Here is a 24,616-nt window from a genome sequence, read left to right on the forward strand (position 1 = left end):
CGGTGGTTCGGGGGCGGGACGCGGTGCAGGACATGTTCGACTTCATGCGGATCGCGGAGAAGCGGTTCGGGGAGATCCACAAGTGCGAGGTGAGGCCGTCATGAGTAAAGGGCCTGCCGTGCGGGCTGCGGAGTTCGAACGGCGCATCCGGTGTGCGGTGTGGGGGATGGCCGTCACCATGGCGCTGACCGGGTGGACGATGGCGCCGTGGGTCGAGGTGGACGACACGCCTCATGTGCTTTGGGAGCTCGGCGCGATGGAGGCCGTGAGCGCCCCCAGCCGCTGGCTGCCCCTGCTGATGATGACCACGCTTCTGCTGGGAGTGGCGGCGAGTGCGGCGGCGACGCGCGTGCTCTCGTGCGTGACGTGGCTGGTCGGCTGCGTCACCGTCGTTTCGACATTGGCCTTCTCTTTCGAACCGGGCGGTGCGGAGTACGAGCTCATGTACGGCGCCGCTTATGCGTTCTATTTGTCCGTGGCGTTCGTGGTGGTGTTCTTTTGGGTGTGGCGGTCGGCGAAGGGCGGGCCGGAGCCGGAGAAGGTCGCGCAGTGGATGGATCCGTCGTTCGGGACCGTGGACTACCGGCGGCGGCGGTGATCAGTCGGTGTTGGCGGGGGGTGGGAGGGCCACCTGGATCTGGGTGGTGACCCCGGTGGCCACGAAGAGGCCGCGGCCGGTGGGGCCGCCCAGGGGGGCGTTGCGGGGGAGGCGGAGGCCGAAGAGGTCGCCGTCGTCGGGGGAGTCGATCGACAGCAGGACGCCGGAGCGGGAGCGGCGGGTGTCGGAGAGGAAGCCGCGGTAGCCGCGGCCCAGGTCGGCGGTGGTGCCGCCGATGACGACGGCGTGCTCGCCGTCGCGGGCCGTGCGCAGCACGTCGCGGAGGGCGTCGTCCAGGTCCGTCTCGTCGAGGAGTTCGGCGTCGTCGACGACGACGGCGTAGCGGTGCTCGTCGCCGATGGCTTCGGCGAGGTCGTCCGGGTCGGCGTCGGAGGTGAGGAGGCCGAGGACGCCCGGGCGGCTGGAGAGCAGGCGGAGCGGGGAGCGGCGGGGGGTGATCAGCACGACCGGGACCAGGCCGCCGCCGACGGACGGGTCGAGGAGGGAGTGGACGATCGTGCGGAGGGTCGTGGAGCGGCCCGAGCGGGGCGGGCCGGCGACGGCGAAGCCGGGGCCCTCGTTCAGCAGGTCGATGCCGACGGGGGCGAGGGTGTCGCCGCCGACGCCGACCAGGGCCCACAGCGGGGACGGGGCGGTGAACTCGGGGTCGAGCGACATGGCTTCGCGGTAGGTGACGCGGACCGGCAGCTCGTCGACGTGCAGGGGTCGCCGGCGGCGGGGGAGGCGGCCGTAGCGGGAGACGCAGGTACGGGCGATCTCCTGGAGGACCGCCACCTGGGAGGTGCCGGACGGGTCGTCCCCCAGCAGGCCGATCTGGGATTCGCGCGGCGGCGCGCCCGGCGTGGTGGGCTCCAGGGCGCGGCCGGGCGGCATGGCGGCGGGGACCTGCTTGTCCTGGAGGCCGCCGTAGCCGTAGTCGTTCGGGTCCGCCATGCGCAGGATGAGGCGGCGGTCGAAGACGGTGGAGATCTGGCCGCCGAGGCCGGAGCGGTCGCCGGTGAAGACGGCGCGGAGGCCGACGGCGGCGCCCTCGCGCAGGAGGCGGATGACCTGGTCGACGAGGCGGCCGTAGTCGTAGTGCTCGAACGCGCCGAGGAAGCCCTCCCAGCGGTCGAGGAGCAGCACCATCCAGGGGAGCCGGTCGGTGGCGGCGACGGCGGTGCGCTGCTCGGCGAGGGACGCGAAGCCGGCCTCGGCGAGGAGCTGCTGGCGGCGGGCGACCTCGGCGGCCAGCGCGGTGAGGAGGCGTTCGCAGCGGTCGAGCTGGTCGCGGGTGACGACGGCGCCGCAGTGCGGCAGGGAGATCAGCGGAAGCAGCGCGTTCGCGCCGCAGTCGATCGCGTACAGGTGGGCGTCGTAGGGGGAGCAGGACACCGCCAGCGAGCCGGCGATGGTGCGCAGCGCGGTGGAGCGGCCCGACTGGGCGGACCCGGCGAGGTAGAGGTGGCCGCCGGAGGTCAGGTCGAGCGCCAGCTCCTCGCGGGACTGGACGGCGGGCAGGTCGGTGACGCCGAACGGGATCGGCGGGACGTCCACGACGGAGCCCCCGGCGGCGGTGCGGGGCGCCAGCCTGACCTGCTCGGGCAGCGGGCTCAGCCACGGGGACGGCCGGCGGCCGATGCCGGCGCGGCGGGCCGCCTCGTCGATCGCCTGGACGAGGACGCCCAGGTCGGTGGCCGTCGCGGTGTCGTCGGCGGCCTCGCGGGGCGCGGGCAGCGGGTGGCCGAGGCCCTGCCAGGGCAGCGGCAGGACGGTCGGGCCGGCGGCGGGGCCGGCGCCGGGCCGGCGGCCCCCGATCCGCGCGGACTGCACGGCCTGCGGCGCCGCCACGCCGGAGCGGACGTAGCAGCGGCCGGGCGTGGACTTGGAGATCTGCGCGGCGTCGGGCGAGTCGAGGACGTCGGTGGACTCGTCCGGGTCGGTGACGCGCAGCGCGATCCGCAGGTTGGTGTTGGCGCGGATGTCGGCGGTGACGACCCCGGCGGGGCGCTGCGTGGCGAGGATCAGGTGCACGCCGAGGGACCGGCCGCGGCGCCCGATGTCGACCAGCCCGGTGATGAAGTCGGGCAGTTCGGTCACCATGGCGGCGAACTCGTCGATGACGAGGACCAGCCGCGGCACCGCCGGCAGCCGCGGGTCGGTGATCCGAAGGTCGTTGTAGTCGTCGACGTCCTTGGCGCCGGCGTCGAGCAGGATCTCCTCGCGGCGGCGCAGCTCGGCGGCGAGGGATTCGAGGGCGCGCTCGGTCGCGTGGCCGTCCAGGTCGGTGACCATGCCGACGGTGTGCGGGAGGCCGGCGCAGTCCTTGAACGCGGCGCCGCCCTTGTAGTCGATGAGGACGAACGTCATCTCGTCCGGGCGGCTGGCGACGGCGAGGGACGCGATGAGCGTCTGCAGCAGCTCCGACTTGCCCGCGCCGGTGGTGCCCGCGATGAGCGCGTGGGGGCCGTCCGTCCGGAGGTCGATCTCGTAGGGCCGGCCCGAGCCGAGGCCGATGGGGACGCGGGTGGTGCGCCCGCCCGTCCGGTTCCACGACTGGAGGATGTGCTCGGCCGTGGGTTCGGGCATGTCCAGGACGTCGAGGAGCCGCACGTCGGCCGGGATCGCGTCTTCGGCGTCCTCCCGGGACACGTCCCGGACGGGTGCCAGCGCGCGCGCCACCCGGTCGGACCAGATCGCCGAGACCTGGTCGGCGACCACGGGACCGATGGCTTCGAGCCCCTGCCCCTGGAGCCGGACCAGTGACGGCCATTGCGGCTCCCATGCGGCGACGGCCTGGCATTCCTCCGGGAGGAGCCGCTCCTCGTCGTCGATGCAGATGGCGTAGAGGCCGTACTCGGCGCCTCGCGACAGGAGCATCGGCATGCCGGGTATGCGGCGCAGCGCGCGCGCTCCGTCCAGCACGATCAGGATGTTGTACGGGGCGGAGGGCGCCCCGTCCCGCCCGAAGAACGACGACTCCGACTGCGCGGCGCGCCGCCGCTCCGTCACCCGGATCGCGAGTTCGGTGACGCGGTGCGCGGCCGACTCGGGGTCGGTGCCGACGAGGGCCACGCAGTCCTCGCCTTCGCGCGGCGCGCAGTGCGGCAGCCAGCGCACCCAGTTCCATTCGTTGCCGGCCCGCTGGTCGGCGGACAGGACGACGATGGACAGGTCGCGGGGGCTGTGCAGGACGGCGGCCTGCGCGACGAGCCACCGCGCCAGCCCGCGCGACGCGTGCCGCGGGCCGGTCAGCCCGATGACGCCGAGGTCGGCGAGCGGCAGCACCACCGGGACCTGCCGGGCCGCCGGGATCCGCACCTCGCCCGGCTCGCCGGTCAGCTCGATGCGGGCGGGCAGGTCGGCCAGGCCGGCCCGCAGGTGCAGCGCGTCGGCGTCGTCGCGGCGCCGCTCCCACAGCCGCCGCCGCGGCCCGGTCGCGGTCAGCAGCACCTCCGCCGGGTCGGGGTGCAGGGCGCGCCGCTCGGCCTCGTCCTCGCGGCGCAGCCGCTCCATCTCGCCGTCGAACTCGCCCGTCCTGCGGTGGTACTCCTTCAGCGCCTTCTTGTAGGACTTGCGGCCGTGCAGCCGGTCGCCGACCCATTCGCCGAGCGTCATCACCGGCCAGGCCAGCGCGAACAGCGCCCACCACCACTGGCCGAGCGCGAACGCCATGACGAGCCCGAACGCCGAGAACAGCAGCGCGCCGAACAGCCGGAGCCGCTCGCGCGGGTTGCGTTCGGGGCGCTTCGGGACGTCCAGCGTCCGCACCCGGGGCGGCGGGAGCAGCCGCGGCGGCCGGTTGAACGCCAGCCCGCCGCCGGGCAGCGGCTCCAGGTGGGTGTCGGGCGCGGTGCTCGGCGCGAGCGTCAGCACGCTGCCGCCCACCGTCAGCATCGCGCCGGCCGGCCAGATCGTCTTCGCGCCGAGCGGCGTGCCGTCCAGCGCGGCGGAGCCCTGCATCGTCAGCGCGGACGGCTCGACCTCGACGGCCTCCCGCCCGACCGTGAGCCGCAGGGACCGGGCCGGGACGGACGGGTCGTCGAGCACCACGTCGACGTCCTGGCCGGACCCGATCGTGCTGGTGCCGAGGCCGAGCCGGTGCACCGACCCGGCCGCCGGGCCGCCGACGACCCGCACCTCGACGAGGCCGGTCGGCTCGGCGAGCACGGTGGCGGCGGCGCCGCGCTGCTCGACGGCGACGACGGCGCCGTCCCGCAGCTCCTTGACGGCGAGGGCCTGCGGGTCGAGCATGCGGCCGTCCATCCACAGCGCCCGGCGCGGGCCGTGCCCGTCCTTGGCGAGCAGGGCCGCCTTGGAGAACCGGGGGGTGAGGGCGGGCGCGGGGCCGTCCAGAGTGGCGGCGAGGGACTGCGCGACCCCGCCCACGGTGACCTCGGAATCGACATTTATCACGACATCGCGAGGTCCTTCGCCGGTCAGCGCCGTGAACGAGATCCGCATCCGAGCCTCCGACGTCTCTGGAATTCCCGTTCAGCTTAATTACCGGCCCCCGCCGTTTCCCGGTAGGCGGCGACGATCGTTCTGAGGGCGTCGTCGAGCGGTGTGGGAGCCAACCCGAACGTCGCCTGGAACGCGGAAGAGTCCAGAATGTAGGGCTTGTCGAACTGGTAGCGGGTCTCGCGCAGCTCCCTCATCATCGGCGAGAACAGCCCTAGCGCGTTGAACACGCCGCGCGGCACCTCGTAGACCCGCGGTTCCGGCGCGCCGGCGATGGCGCAGAGCCGCTCGGCGACCTCCCGCGTGGACACGGCCGGGCCCGTCGGGACGTGCCACGGCCTGCCCCACGCCCGCTCGTCCGTCCCCGCGATGGCGAGCGCCTCGGCGACGTCCGGCAGGTAGGTCCAGGCGTGCGGGACGGACGGGTCGCTCAGGTACGGCACCCGCTTTCCCGCCAGCAGCGGCTTCACGAACCGCGTCTCGCCGATGTACGCCTGGTCGGTGCTGCGCGGCCCGTAGTAGTCGGACGCCCGCAGCTCGGTGGCCCGGATCCGGCCCGCCTCGTGCGCGGCCAGGGCGTCCTGCCACATCTTGGCCCGCACCCGTCCCTTGACGCCCGTCGCGGCGAGCGGCAGGTCCTCGGTCATCGGCCCGTCCACCGGCCCGTACCCGTACAGGCAACCGAGCGTCACGAGCACCGCGCCGGTGTCCTCCGCCGCCCCCAGGAAGGACGACGCCATCGGCGGCCAGTCCTGCGGCCACCGGTTGTACCTCGGGTTCACGCAGTTGTAGATGGCGTCGGCGCCTTTGGCGACCTCGGTCAGCCGGGCCCGGTCCGCGACGTCGGCGGCGACCCGCTCGACGCCCGCGGGCCCCGACCCGGACCGCGTCACGACGACGACGTCGTGCCCGCGCTCGATGAGCCGCTCGGCCAGGTGCACCCCGACCTGCCCGGCTCCGACGATCACGTGCTTTCCCATGGTGTCTCTCCTTCTGCTGGTTCTCGCCGGACGCGGCGGGCGCGAGCCCTGCTACGGCCGGGCTCGGTTCCCGATGTGGGAGTTCAGGGCGGCCAGGCGGGCCTCGTGGCCGGCGCGGAGCTTGTCCGGGCCGTAGATGAGGCGGACGAGCGGGCCGTCCAGCGATTCCTGGAGGGTCACGCGGGTGCCTCCGCGCTCCGGCGCCAGCACCATGCGGTCCACGGCGCGGTAGAAGCCGAGGAAGCTGCCCGTCCAGCTCAGCTCGCGCTCAGGGTCGACCACGGCGAAGCGGGACCGCAGCGGCGTGCCGTTCTGGCTCCAGCGGAACTCGCGGCCCGGTTCGACGGCGTCCAGGGCGCGCAGCCTGAAGCCGGGCGCCCACGCCTCCCAGCCGCGCAGGTCGGCGAGGACGGCCCACACCCGGGCCGGCGGCGCGTCGATCCACGTGCTGGACGTGTTGGTGACGGGCGCGGCCTCGTCGATCCGGCCGCGCAGCGCGTACTCGTCGTGCAGGGTCGCCAGGTCCGGCATGGCCGCCTCCTTGGTTCAGTGCTCTGTGACGAGAGCAATGCTCTCTCGCGAGAGCACCGATGTCAAGAGCAGTGCTCTCGGTTCAGTGCCCCGCTCTGTTAGTCTCGGACCATGAGCGCAGGTCGTACGGCACGGGAACGGGTCCGGGCGGAGCTGATCCGGGAGATCACCGAGATCGCGAGGCGGCAGCTGGCGACGGCCGGCGCGGCGGGGCTGTCGCTGCGCGCGGTCGCCCGCGAGATGGGCATGGTGTCGTCGGCGATCTACCGGTACTTCCCGAGCCGCGACGACCTGCTGACCGCGCTGATCATCGACGGCTACAACGCCGTGGGGGAGGCCGTCGAGCGGGCCGACGCGAAGGCCGCCGCGGGCGACTTCGCCGGGCGGTGGCTCGCGGTGTGCCGGGCGGTCCGGGAGTGGGCGCTGGAGCACCCGCACGAGTACGCCCTGCTGTACGGGTCGCCCGTGCCCGGCTACAAGGCTCCGCAGGACACCGTCCCCGCCGCGATACGCGACACGGTCGTGTTCACGCGCATCGTCACCGAGGCCCACGCCGCCGGCGCGCTCGACCCCGCGGGCCCGTGCCCGCCGGCGCCGCCTTCGATCGCCGCCGACCTGGCCCGCGCGCGCGACGCGCTCACCATGGACCTCCCCGACGACGTAATCGCCCGCGCCTTTACCGCATGGGCCGGTTTGTACGGGACGGTCAGTTTTGAAGTGTTCGGGCAATTCAACGGTGTGATCGAGGAACGGGCCGCCTACTTCGACCACTCGGTGGCCCTGCTCGGCCGCCTCATCGGCCTGAAACCGTGACGGCGCGGGCGCTCCGGAGGTGTCCAGCATGTGGTCAGTGACGGATGTGACTGGTGGTAAGTGACCATGTGATCAATGAATTCGCAGGTCACCGCGGTTCGGCCGGATATGGGACGGCTTGACTCGACCGAATCCATTGACGTGACCTTGCCGACCCCGCAAGCATGGATCGCTCGGTGTCGCGGAATCCCGCAGGACGGGGTCCGGCGGGAGGGCGGGAAGGAGCGCGTGGGCAGCGCGATGAAGGCCAACCAGTCGACCGTCTCCGGCGGTGGCGCGGCGGGCTCGCCCGGCGGTGCGGCGGGCCTCGGCCGGTCGGGGCTCGGCACCTCCGGGGGGCAGCGGCTCCCCAGCTCGCCGCGCGAGCGCAAGCCGGCGCTGGCGGCGCTCGCGGTGCTGCTGATCCTCGGCGGCGCCCTCGCCAGCGCCTACCTGGTGATGGCGAGCGGCGAGCGGGTGTCGGCGATCCGCGTGGCGCAGCCGGTCGCGGCCGGGCAGCCGATCCCGGCGAGCGCCCTGGAAGAGGTGCAGATCGGCGACACCGGGATCCAGTACCTCGCCTGGTCGGAGCGGGAGAGGGTGACCCGGTACATCGCGGCCGTCCCGCTGGTGAAGGGCGCGCTGCTGACCAACGGCATGATCAGCCCGGAGAGCGCGCCGGAGAACGGGCGGGTGATCGTCGGGCTGGCGCTCAAGGCCGGCCAGATGCCGTCCGCCAAGGTGATCGAGGGGAGCCGCGTCGCGCTGTACGCGGTCGGCGGCGGGCAGAACGGCGGCCCGCGCGCCGGGACCGTCCTCGCGCAGGACGCCGTCGTGGTCGCCGTCGGAGCCGCGGACGACGGCGGCCCCACCCGGCTGCGCTCCGACCAGACCAGCGTGGACGTCGCCGTCCTGCCCGCGGACGCGGCGCAGGTGACGCAGGCGGCGTCCGCCGGAGCGGTCGCGATCGCGCTGATCCCGGCCGGGACGAAGGCGGCCGCGCCGTCCGGGAAGCCCGCCGGCGATGAGCCCGGAGGCGGCGTCGACCCCGTCCCGGGCGGCACGCCGAACCCGAACACGCAGGGGCCGGGCACGCAGGGCCAGGGCACGGGCGGGTACTGACGGTGGCACTCATCGCGCTCGCGGCCGACAAGGGGGCGCCGGGCGTCACGACCGCGGCGGTCGCGCTCGGCGCCGTGTGGCCGCGTCCCGTGCTGGTCGCGGAGTGCGACCAGGCGGGCGGGGACCTCGTGTACCGGCTGCCCGCCGCCCCGCCGGACGGCGGCGACGGGGACGGCGGCATGCTCAACCCGTCCCGCGGGCTGCTCAGCCTCGCCGCGACGGCCCGCCGCGGCCTGCGCCCGGACCAGATCGCCGAGCACTGCCAGCGGCTCGTCGGCGGCCTCGACGTGCTCGTCGGGATCACCAACGCCGAGCAGGCGCAGGCGATGACGTGGCTGTGGGGGCCGCTCGGCCGCGCGTTCGCCGGGCTCGCCCCGGTGGACGTGATCGCCGACTGCGGGCGGCTCGGCGCCGGCACCCCGCTGATCGAGCTGCTGCGCGAGGCCGACATGGTCGTCCTGCTCACCCGCGCCACCCTCGAACAGGTCGCCCACCTGCGCGAGCGCGTCGCCGCGCTGACCGGGGAGCTGCGCGGCGGCCCGCCGATCGGGGTGCTCGTGCTCGCCGACCCGCGCGACTTCCGCGGCTCGGTCGCCGAGGTCGACCGCATCGTCGCCGGAACGCGCGGCCGCGGCCAGGCGGCCGACCCGGCGCAGGGCCCGCCGCCGCCCGGGGTGACCGTCCTCGGCGGCCTGGCGCTCGACCCGAAGGGCGCCGACCTGCTGTCCGGCCGGTGGGGCGGGCGGCTGGACCGGTCGCTGCTGATCCGGTCGGCGCGCGAGGTCGCCGCCGACCTCACCGGGCGGCTCGCCGCCGCCGCGCCCGCCGCACCGCCTTCCGCACCGATTTCCGCGCCGCCCGGCGGGCCGCTCTCCGCGCAGCCCCCGGGGGCGGCCCCGCACGTTCCGGCCGGCGTCCCGCAGGAGGGGAGGTAGATGGACCACGGGCTCGTCAAGCGCCTCCGCCAGGAGGTCGGCGACCGGCTGGCGCAGCAGCGCCGGCTGGACGCGGCGAACGGCCTGCCGCCGATGTCCGGGGAGGACGAGCGGCAGTTCGCCCGCGCGCTCATCGGCCAGGTGCTGGAGGAGTACGCGCGCGGCGAGATCACCTCCGGGCGGCGCCCGCCGAACGCCGAAGAGGAGGAGGCGCTCGCCGCCGGCGTGCACGCGGCGCTGTTCGGCGTGGGCCGGCTCCAGCCGCTGCTCGAAGACCCCGAGATCGAGAACATCGACATCAACGGCTGCGACCGGGTGTTCATCGGCTACGCCGACGGCCGCGAGGTGATGGGCGAGCCGGTCGCCGAGAGCGACGAGGAGCTCGTCGAGCTGATCCAGATCCTCGCCGCCTACAGCGGGCTGTCGTCGCGCCCGTTCGACACCGCCAACCCGCAGCTCGACCTGCGGCTCCCGGACGGGTCCCGGCTGTCGGCCGTGATGGACGTGACCGTCCGCCCCGCGCTGTCGATCCGGCGCGCCCGCCTCGGCAAGGTGTTCCTCGCCGACCTGGTCGGCAACGGCACGTTCACGCCGGAGCTGGGGCAGTTCTTCCGCGCCGCCGTGCTCGCCCGCAAGAACATCATGATCGCGGGCGCGACCAACGCGGGGAAGACGACGCTGCTGCGCGCGGTGGCCAACGAGATCCCGCCGCACGAGCGGCTCATCACCGTCGAGCGCGCCCTCGAGCTCGGCCTGGACGCGTTCCCCGAGCTGCACCCGAACTGCGTCGCGTTCGAGCAGCGCCTGCCGAACTCCGAGGGGCAGGGCGCGATCTCGATGGCGGAGCTGGTCCGCCGGTCGCTGCGCATGAACCCGTCCCGGGTGATCGTCGGCGAGGTCCTCGGCGACGAGATCGTCACCATGCTGAACGCGATGACGCAGGGCAACGACGGGTCGCTGTCCACCATCCACGCGAACTCGTCGGTGGAGGTCTTCAACCGCGTCGCCACGTACGCGATCCAGTCGGAGGAGCGGCTGCCGGTCGAGGCGACGCACATGCTGATCGCGGGCGCGATCGACTTCGTCGTGTTCATCGAGAAGCGCAACGACTACGCGTCCGGGGGGCGGCTGCGCCGCTTCGTGTCCAGCGTCCGGGAGGTCACCGGCGTGGACGGGCGGGTCCTGTCGTCGGAGGTGTTCGCGCTCGGGCCGGGCGGCTACGCCGTCCCGTCCGCGCCGATCTCCTGCGCCGCCGATCTGGCCGAGCACGGCTACGACCCGTCGGCGGGAGGTGGCTGGTGACGTACGCGCCGGACGTCCTGCTCGCGATCGCCGCGGGCGCCGCGGCCGGCGGCGGGCTCCTGCTGCTGGCCGTCGCGCTGCGCGGGCTGCCCGCCCGCACGCGGCCGGCGCGCGGGCGCAGCCGCGAGGACCTCGTCCGCACCCTCACCACCCGCACCGCCGTCGCCGTGATCACCGGCTTCCTCGTGCTGGTCGTCACCCGGTGGCCGATCGCCGCGGCCGGCACCGGCGCGCTCGTCCTCGCCTGGGACGGGCTGGCCGGCGGCGCCGCCGAGGAGCGGCGCGGCATGGCGCGCCTGGAGGCCCTCGCCGGCTGGACGGAGTCGCTCCGCGACACGATCGCCGGCGCGGTCGGCCTCGAACAGGCGATCCCCGCCTCGCAGCGCGCCGCCGCGCCCGCCCTGCGGGAGCCGCTGCGGCACCTCGTCGACCGGCTGCACACCCGGGTCCCGATGCCGGAGGCGCTGCGCCGGTTCGCCGACGACCTGGACGACCCGTCCGCCGACCTGGTGATCGCCGCGCTGATCCTGAACGCCAAGCTGCGCGGCCCCGGCCTGCGCGACATGCTCGGCGCGCTCGCGACGTCCGCCCGCGCCGAGCTGGACATGCGGCGCCGCGTCGAGGCCGACCGGCGCGCCACCCGGCGCAGCGTCCGCATCGTCGTCGCCGTCTCCGTCGGGACGGCCCTCGCCCTCGCCGTGTTCAACCACTCCTACGTCGAGCCGTACGACGACTTCCTCGGGCAGCTCGTCCTGTGCGTCGTGGTCGCCCTGTACGGGGCGGCGTTCCTGTGGCTGCGGCGGCTGTCGCGGTACGAGCTGCCGAGCCGGTTCCTCAGCGAGCCGCGCAGGCCGGCCGAACCGGGCGTGCCCGGCGAGGTGCCGAGCACGGTCGCCGGCTGGCAGGGCGGCGAGCAGCGGGAGCTCCCGCTGCGCGGCCGGCACACCATGGACGCCGGAGGGGGTGGCGCGCCGTGAACGCCGCGATGATCGCGGGCGCGGTCGTCGGCCTCGGCCTCTACGTCCTCGTCCGGGCGCTGTTCCCGGCGCGGCCGGGCCTCGCCGCCCGGATGGCGGCGCTCGACGCCGCCCGCCGCCGCGACCTGGAGGAGCAGCAGCTCGGCCGGCCCGGGGCCGCCGGGGCGCGGGGGCGCGGCACGGCGCCCGGGTTCGAGCGGGCCGGCCGGATGCGCGCCAAGGTCGGCCGGGAGCTGGCCCGGTTCTGCGAGGCGCGCGGCTGGCGGCTCCGGTCGGTCCGCGCCGACCTCGCGATCACCGAGCGGTCGCTGGAGGCGTTCCTCGCCACGAAGTTCCTGCTGCCCGCCGCCGCGCTGCTGTTCATCCCGCTGATCGTCGCGTACTTCACGCTGCTCGGGCTCGGCTCGTCCGTCGCCGTCCCCGCGTGGATCTGCGTGCTGTTCGCCGCGCTGTTCTTCTTCTTCCCCGACATGCAGCTCCGGCAGGAGGCGCAGGCCCGCCGGCAGGACTTCCGGCACGTCGTCGGCGCGTTCCTCGACCTCGTCTCGATGAACCTGGCGGGCGGGCGCGGCGTCCCCGAGGCGCTGATGACCGCGGCGGGCGTCGGCGAGGGCTGGGCGATGCTCCGCATCCGCGACGCCCTGTCCAACGCCCGCATCACCGGGCAGACGCCCTGGCAGTCGCTCGGCCGGCTCGGCGAGGAGCTCGACATCGCCGAGCTGCGCGACCTCGCCGGGGCGCTCGCGCTCGTCTCCGACGACGGCGCGCAGATCCGCAAGTCCCTCGCCGCCCGCGCCGCGTCCATGCGCAGCCGGGAGCTGTCGGAGCTGGAGGGCAAGGCCGGCGAGCGGTCCCAGTCGATGCTCGTCGCGCAGCTGTTCCTCTGCGCCGGATTCCTGATCTTCCTCGCCTATCCGGCCCTGATGCGGGTGCTCGCGTCATGACCCCAGGGCCCGCCCGAACCCCCGTGGAGGTGTCTGGATGAATCCGCTCAACCCCCTGAACGATCCCGCCGTCGCCTATCTGCGCGCCGTGCTCGGCGCCCGGCTGGCGCGGCTGCGCGCCGAGGAGGAGCGCAGCCGCGGCGCGTCCGCCATCGAGTGGGCGATCATCACCGCGATCCTCGCGCTGATCGCGATCACCATCGGCGCGGTGATCCAGAAGAAGATCCAGGACAAGGCCAACAGCATCAACACGGGCTGAGCGGCGATGCGGGCCCGGCAGCGCCTCGCGTCCCGGCCGCGGTCGGACGCGGGGGTCTCGTCGATGGAGTGGGCGATGCTCACCCCGATCCTCATCCTGGTGATGCTCGTCGTCGTGCAGTTCGCCATGGTCTTCCACGCCCGGCACGTGGCGCTGGCCGCCGCGCAGGCGGGCGCCCGCGTCGCGCGGACGTCGCCGGTCGGCGGCGGCTGGGAGGGCGCGGCGTCCGCGAAGGCGACCGGGTCGGTCCGCGAGATCGGGCCGGACCTGCTGAGCGGCCTGCAGGTGCGGGTCGGCGAGGAGAACGACGAGCGGTGGGTGGAGGTCAGCGGCGAGGCGGTCCAGGTCGTCCCGTTCATGACGTTCCACGTGTCGCAGCGCTCGCAGGGGCCGATCGAGTGCTTCCGCCCGGACGTCGGGTCGGGCACCGCCTGCCAGCGGGGGGCCGGCCGGTGAGGGACCGCGGATCGATGTCGCTGGAGATGGTGATCGTCACGCCCGTCTTCGTCGCGTTCCTGCTGTTCCTCGCGGGCGCCGGGCGGATGGTGGACGCGAAGGGCCAGGTGGACGGCGCGGCCCGGGACGCCGCCCGCGCCGCGTCCATCGCCCGCAGCCCCGGATCCGCGCGGGACCTCGCCGCCGACACCGCCGCCGCCGGGATGCGCGGCACCGGCTGGTGCTCGGGCGGCCCCCGCGTCCAGACCGACGTGTCCGACTGGGGGCCGGGCGGGCGCGTCGGCGTGACCGTCACCTGCGACGTCGACCTCGGCGACCTCGCGTTCATCGGGCTGCCCGGCAGCAAGCGCCTGCAGGGCCACGCGATCGCGCCCGTCGACACCTTCACCGACCGGGGGACGGACGCGGGCGGCGCCGACGACCCGGGAGCCGCGCCATGAGGACCGCGCCATGAGGACCGCCGGCCGCGGCGACCGCGGCACCATCGCCATGTACACGGTGCTGTTCACGCCGGTGGTCCTGCTGCTGGCCGGGCTGCTCGTGGACGGCGGCCTGGCCATCCACGCCCGGCAGCGCGCCGCCGACATGGCCGAGCAGGCCGCCCGCGCGGGCGCGAACCAGATCGACACCGACGCGCTCCGCGAGACCGGCGAGCCCGTCCTCGATCCGGGCCGGGCCAGGGCGGCGGCGTGCGACCTGCTCGCCGCCTACCCGGACGAGGTCACCGCGTCGCGGTGCGACGCAGACGAGCAGGAGGTCGCGGTCACCGTCCAGATCAGCGTGAAGCCGCAACTGCTCGGGATCATCCCCGGCTTCGGCGAGTTCCAGCTGACCTCCGGCGCGACCGCCCGCCCGGTCACCGGAGGAAATGGGCCGTGATCGAGCGCGAGAACGGATTTACGATGAGGGCCACGTCCGGGGAAACGGCAGGGACGCGATGGTGACGCGGCAGGATCGGCGAACGCCCGTCCGGGTGAACGGGCGCCGCAGCGCGGGCGACGTCCTGGCCGGGATCGGCGCGGTCATCGCGCTGGCCGCGCTGGTGATCGGCGTCCCGTTCGCGCTGCTGGCGCTGTTCGGGTCGCCGCTGCCGGACCACGTGCCGGCGGCGTCCGACCTCACGCGGAAGATCGGCCCCGGCTCGCTGATCGCGATCCTGGTGGCGCTGGTGTGGCTCGCCTGGCTGCAGCTCGCGGTGTGCGTCGCCGTCGAGCTGTACGCGGGGATCCGCGGCGTCGGCGTCCCCGCGCGGGTGCCCCTCGCGGGCGGGACGCAGTCGCTCGTGCACCGGCTCGTCGTGGCGGCGCTGCTGCTGTTCACCGCCACCACCACGATCATGCCCGCGTTCTCCGCGGGCGGGCTGGCGCAGCGCCCGCCGGTCCAGGCGCGGATGCAGCCGCAGGCGGCGTCGTTCCACCAGGTCCCGGACGCGCCCGAGCACCGGGCCGCCGACGGGGTCGCCGACGACCTCGCCGCCGACCCCGTCGAGAAGTCCGCCACCACGAAGATCTACCGGGTGCAGCCCCCGGAGGGCCGCCACCACGAGAGCCTGTGGGAGATCGCCGAGAAGTGCCTCGGCGACGGCCGCCGCTACAAGGAGATCTTCGCCCTCAACAAGAACCACATCCAGCCGGACGGGACGCGCCTGACGATCGCGAGCCTGATCCGCCCCGGCTGGATCCTGGAGATGCCGGCGGACGCCAAGGGCGCGAAGGTCATCCCGGCCAAGGACCTGCACGACTACTTCCGGTACGGGCACGCCGTCCCGGACGAGCCGGACAAGCCCGCGCCCGACCCCGACCCGGCGCCGAAGCAGCCGGCGCCGCCCCCGGCCGCGGAGGCCCCGCCCGCGTCACCGGAACCGCCGGCGTCGCACACCCCGGCACCCGAGCACAGCCCCGCCCCGGAGCAGAGCCAGGCGCCCGAGCAGAGCCAGGCCCCCGAGCACAGCCCCGCCCCGGAGCAGAGCCAGGCGCCCGAGCAGAGCCAGGCCCCCGAGCACAGCCCCGCGCCTGAGCAGAGCCACGCCCCCGAACAGAGCGCGCCCCAGGAGTCCGAGCCCGCGCATCCGCCCGCGCACGGGAGCGGGCCGTCCAGCGAGATGGGCGGCGGCGCCGGCACCGGCGGCGCAGAGGTTCCCGGCGGAGGCTCGCCGCGGCACGAGGAGACCGGCGCGGGGTTCGACGTCGGCTGGCCGCAGGGCCTCGCCGCGGCGTCGCTGATCGCCGCCGGGCTGCTCGCCGCGCTCGGCCGGCGCCGCCGCACCCAGCTGTGGCACCGCGCGTTCGGGCACATGGTCGTCCGGCCGGAGGGGGAGGCGGCCGAGGCGGAGCGGGCGCTGCGCATCGGCGCCGACGACGACGCGGCCAGGCTCCTCGACCTCGGGCTGCGGCACATGTCGAAGTCCATGGCGGCGGGCGGCCGGGCGCTGCCCACCGTCTACGGGGTGCATCTCGGGCGCGGCAGCCTCGACCTGTGGATCGCGCCCGCCGACCGGAACCCGCCCGCCCCCTGGCAGGCGTTCGACGACGGCCAGGTGTGGCGGCTGCGCGGCGACGCGCTGCCCATGCTGGAGGCGGCCGACCTCGGCGACGTCCTCGCCCCCTACCCGGGCCTGGTGTCGATCGGCACGAACGCCAACGGCCGCATCCTCGTCGACCTGGAGGCGGCGCACGGGCTGATCGCGATCCGCGGCCCCGCGGACGTGCGCCGCGCCGCGCTGTCCGCGATCGCGCTGGAGCTGGCCACCAACCGCTGGTCCGACCACATGCGGATCACGCTCGTCGGGTTCGACGCGGAGCTGGGCGAGGGCCTCGCCGAGATCGCGCCGGACCGCGTCCGGTCCGCGCCGACGCTCCAGGACGCGCTGCCGGAGCTGGAGGGGCGCAGCGAGGAGGTGCGGCAGGCGCTCGCCGCGTCCGGCGTCGACTCGGTGCTCACCGGCCGCTGCCGCGGCGTGTTCGGCGAGGCGTGGATGCCGCACTACCTGATCATGGCGGACCGGCCGGACGAGCGGGAGGCCGACCGGCTCGTCGCGCTCGCCCGCACCGGCACCCGGATGGCCGCCGGGTACATCGTCCCCGGCGACGTGCAGGGCGCCACCTGGACGTGGGACGTCGACGCCGCCGGGCGGCTGCAGGCCGGCGTGCTCGGCTTCGACGTCGACGCGCAGCTCGTCCGCGACGACGACTACCGCGGCGTGTTCGAGCTGTTCCGCACGGCGGGCCGGCTGGACTCGGTGCGGCTCCCCGGCCTGGCCGGCGGCGCGGAGCCGCCGACCGCGCAGCAGTCCTCGGTCGACATCCGGCTGCTCGGCCCGATCGAGATCGAGGCGCCCGGGCCGATGGACGAGAGCCGCCGCGCGCTCTGCACCGAGCTGCTGGTGTACCTCGCCGCGCACCCGGAGGGCGTCCACCCGACGGTGCTGTCCGGCGCGATCTGGCCGCGCGGCGTCAGCGCGGGCGTCCGCGACGCGTGCGTGGCGCGCGTGTCGGACTGGCTCGGCCGGGACGCGCGGGGCCGCCCCAACCTGTACTACGACGAGCGCGGCCGGATCCGGCTCGGCTCGGAGGTGCGGGTCGACATCGCCGCGTTCCGCTGGCTGGTGTGGCGGTCGGCGGCCGAGCCCGCGTCCGAGACCGCCTACATGGCGTACGCGCTGGACCTGGTCCGCGGCCCGCTGCTCGCCGACCGGCCGCGCGGCCGGTACGGGTGGCTCGCCGGCCACGAGCTGGAGTACGAGATCCCCGCGCGGATCATCGACGTCGCGCACCGGCTCGTCGTGCTGCGGCTGGAGGAGGGCGACCCGCGCGGCGCGGTCGGCGCGGCCCGCGCCGGGCTGCGGCTCGCGCCCGACGACGAGGGCCTGTGGCGCGACCTGCTCCGCGCGACGCACGCGACCGGCGACGTCGCGCAGGTGCGGGTCGTCGTGGACGAGTTGCGCGCCCGCCTCGCCCGCGACCCGTACCTCGACCAGCTCCAGCCCGAGACGGAGGCCCTGGTGGAGGAGCTCGTCCCCGACTGGTACCGCGTCGGCTCCCGCTAGCGGCAGGGGTTCCCGCCGGCGGCGGAGGCTCCCGTCAGCGGTAGAGGCCGGTGCCGCCGAGCGAGTAGCGGCCCGGCTGAGGATGGACGCACAGCCCGGACGGGCGGCCGCCGACCCGGACCCTGCGGACGACGCGCCCCGTCCGGGTGGACACGGCGTAGACGAGCCCGGCGGGGTCGGCGAGCCACAGGGCCGTCCCGTCGGACGACACCCCGCCCGGCACGGGCGAGCCGCCGCCGGGCAGCGGCCAGCTCGACACGACCCGCCGCGTGCGGAAGTCGACGGCGGTGAGCGTGCCGCCGCCCACGACGAACAGCCGCCGCGCGTCCCGGCTGATCGCGAGGCCGCGGGCGCCCGGCGCGGTCGGGACGAACCCCAGCGGGGCGAACCGCCGCGCGTCGACCAGCCACACGCCGCCCTTGGCCGCGTCCGCGACGTAGAACACGCCGCCGTCGGGCGACAGCCGCAGGTCGCCGGGCCTGGCCCCGCCGGGGAGCCGGATCGTCCCGGCGACGCGGCGGGCGGTGAGGTCGACGCGGGCCAGCGCGCCCGCGGCCGTGCACGTCGCCACCAGGGAGGCGCCGCCGAGCGCGAAGTCGGCGTGGCCCGCCGAGCACGGCATGGGCACCGACGCCCGCGGCGCCATCGTGCGCGGGTCGCGGACGTCGATGCGCCGCGGCCGGCGCGCCGGGACGAGCGCGTCCCGGCCGTCCGGCGTGAAGTAGAGGCCGGCGGGGGCGGCGACCTCGACCGGGCGCCCGCGCCGCCCCACCGGGACGATCCTGCCGTGCGCGCGGTCGACGGCCCACAGCCGCCGCAGATCCCACGACGGCACGACCCGCGACGCCGCCGCCCCGGCCCGGAGCCGCCCGGTGACGCGCGCGGCGGCGGGGTCGATGACGTCGATCACCTGCCCGTTCGCGACGTAGACGCGCGGCGGCAGCCCGCGCGCCCGCGGCGCGATCATCCCGGGGCCGGTCGCGGCGTAGACCCGGCCGCCGGCGGGCGCGACCGGCACCGCGCCGTCCGCGGCCGGCGGGTCCTGCGCCGCCGTGCGTTTCGCGTCCGGCGGGACGCTCAGGTAGGGCGCGGGGCCGCCCAGCCCGACCACCGGGTCGTCCGGGGACCGCTCGCCGGGCCGGTGGAACGCGACGGGCGACTCGCACCCGGCGAGGACGCCGCAGCTCAGCGCGAGGACCGCGGCGGACAGGGCCGCGGCGGCCCGAGGTCGTCGCTCGTCAGATCCCACGCGCGGTCACCCCCATTACGGCGGGGACCTTACCGAGAGATGACGCGCAGTGCCCGGCTAATCGCCAAACGTGTTCGCGGAGCGGTCAGCCGGACTTGCCGATGCCGATGCCGAACTCGCGGTAGACGCGCTCCCAGAAGCCGTCCCGCAGCCAGGTGCGGGCCTCCTGGTAGGGGCGCAGCGACGAGCCGAGCTCCTTCTCGGCCTCGATCAGCAGCTCCTTGTCGATGACCGGCGGCAGGATCGGGCCGGGCAGCAGGTCGCGGATGTTGTCCCGGCCCCGCTCGAAGATCCACTTCTGCGCGACGTGCTCGCCGATCTCCAGCATGTGGTCGCGGTCGGGGCCGAGCTTGCCGTCGGCCTGGGCGGCGTTCATCGACGCGGCCACCGTGGCGGGCGTCACCGCGCCGGTCACCGGGACGGCGGTGCGGACGGCGCCGGGCGCCGGCTTGACCGACGGCGGCTTGCCGGCGAACACCTGGGACGGGGACGGGACGGGGTTCGCGCGCTGCGCGGCGGCCGCGGCGTCCTTGATGGCGGCGGCGCTGCCCGGCGCGGGCACCGGCAGCACCTTGGCCTTGGTGAAGTACGGGCGGAGGAACTCGGCGGGCAGCACCTCGACGGTGTCGGACTCCCACACCAGCCACTCGGCCTGGTTGGAGCCGTGCGTCGGCTCGACCCCCCACAGGTGCACGCGGACGCCGTAGCGCTGGGCGGCCTCCACGGCGGGCAGCATGTCCTCGTCGCCGGCCAGCAGCACCGCGTCGGTGATCGCGCGGTGCCGGGCGAGGGCCTCCAGGTCGGCGCGCAGCTGCGCGTCCACCCCCTTCTGCTGGCCCTGCGCGTTCAGGTTGCCGAGCCGCAGCTTCACCAGCGGCAGGTTGGCGATCACGCGCTGGTCGACCGTGGGCTGCTTCTTCGGCGCGGCGTCGAACCAGTACACCCGCAGCAGCTCGCCGCGCCGCTGCTCGTCGGCGTGGTCGGTCAGGGCCTTGATCAGCTTCTCCGCGGCGACCCGGTACTCGCGCCGGGACCCGCAGCCGAGCAGCAGCGCACCGGAGGCCGCGTAAAGGTATCCCGCGTCGACGAAGATCGCGTATCGCGCGGGCTGGGCAACGTACTCCGAGGTGGCCATGGCCTTCCACCTTATTCGTGCGAAGCGCCCCGCTGGGCGCGAACCACGGTTAGATGTGGCTCGTGGCGGCCCTGCGGGGGTCTGCGCGGGTGTCCGGCCCGGCGGCCGACGGCGCAGGTCAGCGGGGCAGGGCGCTGGCCCGCCAGGCGCCCGGGCCGCGCGGCCCGGGGTCGCCCGCGAACGTCCCGCGGACGAGCCGGGACCGGTCCGCCCACCTCGACGGACGGGCCGCGCCCGCGCCGTCCCGCGCCGCGGCGGCGGCCCGGGCGCGGGCGGTCAGCACGGCGACGAGCGCCGCGATCTCCTCCGGGGTCGCGTCGCCGCGGACGATCCGCAGGTGCGGCCTCTGCTCGGCGTTCATGAAATCCGGCCTTCCGGGCGTGTCCGCCTCACAGCGGGATGTTCCCGTGCTTCTTCGGGGGCAGCGTCGCGCGCTTGTCGCGCAGCGCCCGCAGCGCCCGCACCACCTGGCCGCGCGTCTCCGACGGCTTGATGACGTTGTCGATGTAGCCGCGCTCGGCCGCGATGTAGGGGTTGGCGAGCGTGTCCTCGTACTCGGTGATCAGCTCGGCGCGGCGGGCGTCCGGGTCGTCGGCGGCGGCGAGCTCGCGCCGGTACAGGATGTTGACCGCGCCCTGCGCGCCCATCACCGCGATCTGCGCGGTCGGCCACGCCAGGTTGATGTCGGCGCCGAGGTGCTTGGAGCCCATGACGTCGTACGCGCCGCCGTACGCCTTCCGCGTGATGATCGTGACGAGCGGGACGGTGGCCTCGGCGTAGGCGAACAGCAGCTTCGCGCCGCGCCGGATGATGCCGTTCCACTCCTGGTCGGTGCCGGGCAGGAAGCCGGGGACGTCCACGAACGTCAGCACGGGGATGTTGAACGCGTCGCAGGTCCGGACGAACCGGGCCGCCTTCTCGGACGCGTCGATGTCGAGCGTCCCGGCGAACTGCATCGGCTGGTTCGCGACGACGCCGACCGAGCGGCCCTCGACCCGCCCGAACCCGACGATGATGTTCGGCGCGAACTGCTCCTGGACCTCCAGGAACTCGCCGTCGTCCAGCACCCGCTCGATGGCGGTGTGCATGTCGTACGGCTGGTTCGGGGAGTCGGGGATGAGGGCGTCGAGCTCCTCGTCCAGCTCGGTGACGTCCACCGGCGCGTCGAACGCGGGCGGGTCCGACAGGTTGTTGGACGGCAGGTAGGACAGCAGCGCCTTGACGTACTCGATCGCGTCGTCCTCGTCGGACCCCTGGTAGTGGGCCACGCCGGACCGGGAGTTGTGCGAGTGCGCGCCGCCCAGCTCCTCCATCGTCACCTCTTCGCCGGTGACGGTCTTGATCACGTCCGGTCCGGTGATGAACATGTGGGACGTCCGGTCGACCATGACGATGAAGTCGGTGATCGCCGGCGAGTACACCGCGCCTCCCGCGCACGGCCCCATGACCAGCGAGATCTGCGGGATCACCCCGGAGGCGTGCACGTTCCGCTTGAAGATCTCGGCGTACAGGCCGAGCGCGACCACGCCCTCCTGGATCCGCGCGCCGCCGGAGTCGTTGATCCCGATGACCGGGCAGCCGGTCTTGAGCGCGTGGTCCATCACCTTGACGATCTTCTCGCCGAACACCTCGCCGAGGGACCCGCCGGAGACGGTGAAGTCCTGGCTGAAGATCGCGACCGGGCGGCCGTCCACCGTCCCGTACCCGGTGACGACGCCGTCGCCGTACGGGCGGTTCTTCTCCATCCCGAAGTTGGTGGAGCGGTGCCGGGCCATCTCGTCGAACTCCACGAACGAGCCGGGGTCGAGCAGCGCGTCGATCCGCTCCCGGGCCGTCATCTTGCCCTTGGCGTGCTGCTTCTCCACGGCGCGCGCCGAGCCGGCGTGCACCGCCTCGTACCGGCGCCGCTCCAGGTCCGCGATCTTTCCCGCCGTGGTGTGGACGTCGTAGTCCACGGGGGGTTCAGGGGCTTCCGTCGCCATGCGGGCCAGGGTAACCGCACGCTGATCCGGCGGGTCCGGCCGGGTGCCGGTGACCGGGACGCGGCCCCGCGCCCGCGCCGCTCGTTAGGCTTGGCGGGTGGCTACGAAGACGCGTGACACCTTTCGGCAGGACATGCCCGAACCGCTGCGCCGCGACGTGCGGCTGCTGGGCGCGATGCTCGGCGACTCCCTCGTGGAGTACGGCGGGAAAGGGCTGCTGGACGACGTCGAGCGGCTCCGCCACGCGGTGATCGCGGCGCGCCGCGGCGAGACGGGCATCGAGGAGGTCGCCGCGCTCGTCGACGGCTGGTCGCTGGAGCGCGCCGGCCAGGTCGCCCGCGCGTTCACCGTCTACTTCCACCTGACGAACCTCGCCGAGGAGCACCACCGCATCCGGACGCTGCGGGAGCGCGACCGCGGCGGCGCCGTCCCCGGCTCCGTCGCCGCCGCGGTCGAGCAGATCGAGGCGTCCGGCGACGGCCGCCTCGACGCGATCATCGAGGGCCTGGAGTTCCGGCCCGTGTTCACCGCGCACCCGACCGAGGCGCGGCGCCGCGCGGTGGTCACCGCGATCCAGCGGATCAGCGACCTGCTCGCCCACCTGAACGAGGAGACCGGCGCGTCCGAGCGCGAGGAGACCGAGCGCAGCCTCCGCGAGGAGATCGATCTGCTGTGGCGGACGGCGCTGCGCCGGCACACCCAGCTCGACCCGCTGGACGAGGTCCGCACCGCGATGGCCGCGTTCGACGAGACGATCTTCCGGGTCGTCCCGCACATCTACCGCTCCCTCGACCGGGCGCTCGACGGCGGCCGCACCGGCACCCGCCCGCCGAAGGCCCGCCCCTACCTGCGGTTCGGCAGCTGGATCGGCGGCGACCGCGACGGCAACCCCTACGTCACCGCGCAGGTCACCCGGGACGCGATCATGATCCAGGCGGAGCACGTCCTGCGCGCCCTGGAGAACGCGTGCGCCCGGATCGGCCGCGAGCTGACCGTCCACGAGATCACCACGCCCGCGTCCGGGGAGCTGCTGGACGTCCTCGCCGCCGCGCGCACCGCGCACCCGAGGCTGATCGCCGAGATCGGCAAGCGGTCGCCGGGCGAGCCGCACCGCCAGGTGCTGCTGCACGCCGCCGCCCGCATCGCCGCGACCCGCGAGCGCGACGCCGACCTGGCCTACGCGTCCCCGGACGAGCTCCTCGCCGACCTGCGCGCCGTGCAGGACTCCCTCGCCGCCGCCGGCGCGGTGCGCCAGGCGTACGGCCGCGTCCAGCAGCTGATCTGGCAGGTCGAGACGTTCGGCTTCCACCTCGCCGAGCTGGAGATCCGCCAGCACTCGGAGCTGCACGAGCAGGCCCTGGAGGAGGTCCGCGCGGGCGGCCCCCGCTCGGAGATGACGGAGGAGATCCTCGAAACCCTCCGCGTGGTGGCCTGGATCCAGGGGCGCTTCGGCGTCCGCGCCTGCCACCGCTACATCGTCTCCTTCACCCGCTCCGCCGAGGACGTGGCCAACGTGCACGCCCTCGCCGAATCCCTCGGCGACGGCGCGCCCGTCCTGGACGTGATCCCCCTCTTCGAGACCGGCGAGGACTTGGAACGCGCCCCGTCCGTCCTGGACGGGATGCTGGAGATCCCCGCCGTCCAGCGCCGCCTGGACGAGACCGGCCGCCGCATGGAGGTCATGCTCGGCTACAGCGACTCCGCCAAGCAGCTGGGCCCGACCACCGCCACCCTCCGCCTCTACGACGCCCAGGAGGCGCTGGCCGCGTGGGCGGCCCGCCACGACATCAGGCTCACCCTCTTCCACGGCCGGGGCGGCTCCCTCGGCCGCGGCGGCGGCCCCGCCAACCGCGCCATCCTGGCCCAGGCCCCCGGTTCGGTCGCCGGCCGCTTCAAGGTGACCGAGCAGGGCGAGGTCATCTTCGCCCGCTACGGCCACCGCCAGATCGCCCGCAGGCACGTCGAGCAGGTCACCAGCGCCGTCCTGCTCGCCTCGACCGATCCCGTCCAGGACCGCGCCCGCGAGGCCGCCGCCCGCTTCCGCCCGCTCGCCGACAAGATCAGCGAAGCGGCCAGGACGGCGTTCCGCGCGCTCATCGAAACCGACGGCTTCGCCGTCTGGTTCGCCCGGGTCAGCCCGCTCGAAGAGATCTCCGAACTCCGGATCGGCTCCCGCCCGGCCCGCCGCAAGGCCGCCCGCGGCCTGGAGGACCTGCGCGCCATCCCCTGGGTGTTCGCCTGGACGCAGACCCGCGTCAACCTGCCCGGCTGGTACGGCCTGGGCAGCGGCCTCGCCGCCGTCTCCGACGACGGCCGCGACCTCGCCGAGCTGCGCGAGGCGTACGAGGCGTGGCCGCTGTTCAACACCCTGCTCGACAACGCCGAGATGAGCCTCGCCAAGTCCGACCGCGCGATCGCCGAGCGCTACCTGGCCCTGGGCGAGCGCCCCGAGCTGTCGGAGACCGTGCTGGCCGAGTACGACCGCACCCGCCGCCTGGTCCTGGCGGTGACGGGCCACGAGCGCCTCCTGGAGAACCGCCGCGTGCTCTCCCGGGCGGTCGAACTCCGCAACCCCTACGTGGACGCCCTGTCCCACCTGCAGCTGCGGGCCCTGAAGGCGCTGCGCGCGGGCGTGGAGAACGAAGAAGAACGAGCCCACCTGGAAGACCTGCTCCTGCTCTCGGTCAACGGCGTGGCCGCCGGCCTCCAGAACACCGGCTGACTTGGGGGCAGAATCGGCTGCATGAAGTATGCGCTGCTGATCTGCGATGACGAGAAGGTCTCGCCGTCCAACGAGGAGATCGAGGCCGATCCCGTGCACCGGGCCTGGGCGGACGACCTGGAGCGG

Annotated in this window: 20 protein-coding genes; 13 read left to right on the forward strand and 7 right to left on the reverse strand. The window is 74.8% G+C overall.

Translation table 11 applies throughout. The features are described from left to right. Positions 1-166: 166 nt before the first annotated feature. On the forward strand, positions 167-598 hold the full coding sequence (locus ACIWVC_RS27090; RefSeq protein ID WP_396454748.1) for a hypothetical protein: 432 nt from the start codon (positions 167-169) through the stop codon (positions 596-598). Here ACIWVC_RS27090 and ACIWVC_RS27095 read toward each other — a convergent pair whose 3' ends face one another. From ACIWVC_RS27095 to ACIWVC_RS27105, 3 genes are all read right to left on the reverse strand, one after another. Then, positions 599-5,014 carry an FtsK/SpoIIIE domain-containing protein gene (locus ACIWVC_RS27095; RefSeq protein ID WP_396452122.1) on the reverse strand — a complete coding sequence of 1,472 codons (4,416 nt, stop codon included), beginning with the start codon at positions 5,012-5,014 and terminating at the stop codon, positions 599-601. An 83-nt stretch (positions 5,015-5,097) separates the two neighbouring features. Then, positions 5,098-6,039, reverse strand: a complete 942-nt coding sequence (locus ACIWVC_RS27100; protein WP_396454749.1) for an NAD-dependent epimerase/dehydratase family protein — start codon at positions 6,037-6,039, stop codon at positions 5,098-5,100. Positions 6,040-6,090: 51 nt separating this feature from the next. Continuing rightward, a complete protein-coding gene (locus tag ACIWVC_RS27105) occupies positions 6,091-6,570 on the reverse strand; it encodes an SRPBCC family protein (RefSeq protein ID WP_396452125.1) in 480 nt (159 codons plus the stop codon). A gap of 111 nt (positions 6,571-6,681) precedes the next feature. Between ACIWVC_RS27105 and ACIWVC_RS27110 the strand changes: the two genes are divergently transcribed. From ACIWVC_RS27110 to ACIWVC_RS27160, 11 genes are all read left to right on the forward strand, one after another. Then, on the forward strand, positions 6,682-7,383 hold the full coding sequence (locus ACIWVC_RS27110) for a TetR/AcrR family transcriptional regulator (protein WP_396452127.1): 702 nt from the start codon (positions 6,682-6,684) through the stop codon (positions 7,381-7,383). Positions 7,384-7,611: 228 nt separating this feature from the next. Continuing rightward, positions 7,612-8,484 carry a hypothetical protein gene (locus ACIWVC_RS27115; protein ID WP_396452128.1) on the forward strand — a complete coding sequence of 291 codons (873 nt, stop codon included), beginning with the start codon at positions 7,612-7,614 and terminating at the stop codon, positions 8,482-8,484. 2 nt (positions 8,485-8,486) lie between these two features. Next, positions 8,487-9,419, forward strand: a complete 933-nt coding sequence (locus ACIWVC_RS27120) for a hypothetical protein (protein ID WP_396452130.1) — start codon at positions 8,487-8,489, stop codon at positions 9,417-9,419. Next, on the forward strand, positions 9,420-10,721 hold the full coding sequence (locus ACIWVC_RS27125) for a CpaF family protein (RefSeq protein WP_396452131.1): 1,302 nt from the start codon (positions 9,420-9,422) through the stop codon (positions 10,719-10,721). Further along, positions 10,718-11,698, forward strand: coding sequence for a type II secretion system F family protein (locus ACIWVC_RS27130; protein ID WP_396452132.1), 981 nt, complete (start codon positions 10,718-10,720; stop codon positions 11,696-11,698). Before ACIWVC_RS27125 ends, ACIWVC_RS27130 begins: the two co-directional genes overlap by 4 nt. Then, positions 11,695-12,642: a type II secretion system F family protein gene (locus tag ACIWVC_RS27135; RefSeq protein WP_396454750.1), complete on the forward strand. Its 948-nt coding sequence runs from the start codon at positions 11,695-11,697 to the stop codon at positions 12,640-12,642. The genes ACIWVC_RS27130 and ACIWVC_RS27135 overlap by 4 nt, the downstream gene beginning before the upstream one ends. 37 nt (positions 12,643-12,679) lie before the next feature. Next, a complete protein-coding gene (locus ACIWVC_RS27140; protein WP_396452136.1) occupies positions 12,680-12,901 on the forward strand; it encodes a Flp family type IVb pilin in 222 nt (73 codons plus the stop codon). A gap of 63 nt (positions 12,902-12,964) precedes the next feature. Beyond that, positions 12,965-13,357: a TadE family protein gene (locus ACIWVC_RS27145; RefSeq protein WP_396452143.1), complete on the forward strand. Its 393-nt coding sequence runs from the start codon at positions 12,965-12,967 to the stop codon at positions 13,355-13,357. Then, positions 13,354-13,797, forward strand: coding sequence for a TadE family protein (locus ACIWVC_RS27150; protein ID WP_396452138.1), 444 nt, complete (start codon positions 13,354-13,356; stop codon positions 13,795-13,797). Before ACIWVC_RS27145 ends, ACIWVC_RS27150 begins: the two co-directional genes overlap by 4 nt. Before the next feature lie 10 nt (positions 13,798-13,807). Next, positions 13,808-14,236, forward strand: coding sequence for a pilus assembly protein TadG-related protein (locus ACIWVC_RS27155; protein WP_396452139.1), 429 nt, complete (start codon positions 13,808-13,810; stop codon positions 14,234-14,236). A 61-nt stretch (positions 14,237-14,297) separates the two neighbouring features. Further along, positions 14,298-17,402 carry a BTAD domain-containing putative transcriptional regulator gene (locus tag ACIWVC_RS27160; protein ID WP_396454751.1) on the forward strand — a complete coding sequence of 1,035 codons (3,105 nt, stop codon included), beginning with the start codon at positions 14,298-14,300 and terminating at the stop codon, positions 17,400-17,402. Between the two features lie 34 nt (positions 17,403-17,436). Here ACIWVC_RS27160 and ACIWVC_RS27165 read toward each other — a convergent pair whose 3' ends face one another. The 4 genes from ACIWVC_RS27165 to ACIWVC_RS27180 all read right to left on the reverse strand — a co-directional run bounded on the left by ACIWVC_RS27165 (position 17,437) and on the right by ACIWVC_RS27180 (position 21,768). Next, positions 17,437-18,651 (reverse strand): YncE family protein, encoded by a 1,215-nt coding sequence (locus tag ACIWVC_RS27165; RefSeq protein ID WP_396452705.1) that lies wholly within the window; start codon positions 18,649-18,651, stop codon positions 17,437-17,439. Between the two features lie 85 nt (positions 18,652-18,736). Then, a complete protein-coding gene (locus ACIWVC_RS27170) occupies positions 18,737-19,786 on the reverse strand; it encodes an NYN domain-containing protein (RefSeq protein ID WP_396452703.1) in 1,050 nt (349 codons plus the stop codon). A 118-nt stretch (positions 19,787-19,904) separates the two neighbouring features. Further along, positions 19,905-20,147 carry an acyl-CoA carboxylase subunit epsilon gene (locus ACIWVC_RS27175; RefSeq protein ID WP_396452701.1) on the reverse strand — a complete coding sequence of 81 codons (243 nt, stop codon included), beginning with the start codon at positions 20,145-20,147 and terminating at the stop codon, positions 19,905-19,907. 28 nt (positions 20,148-20,175) lie between these two features. Next, positions 20,176-21,768, reverse strand: coding sequence for an acyl-CoA carboxylase subunit beta (locus ACIWVC_RS27180; RefSeq protein ID WP_396452700.1), 1,593 nt, complete (start codon positions 21,766-21,768; stop codon positions 20,176-20,178). Between the two features lie 133 nt (positions 21,769-21,901). Here ACIWVC_RS27180 and ACIWVC_RS27185 point away from each other — a divergent pair, with 133 nt between their 5' ends. Continuing rightward, positions 21,902-24,490 carry a phosphoenolpyruvate carboxylase gene (locus tag ACIWVC_RS27185; RefSeq protein ID WP_396452707.1) on the forward strand — a complete coding sequence of 863 codons (2,589 nt, stop codon included), beginning with the start codon at positions 21,902-21,904 and terminating at the stop codon, positions 24,488-24,490. Positions 24,491-24,616: the final 126 nt, after the last annotated feature.

The organism is Actinomadura sp., from assembly GCF_044508335.1.
GTDB lineage: Bacteria > Actinomycetota > Actinomycetes > Streptosporangiales > Streptosporangiaceae > Spirillospora.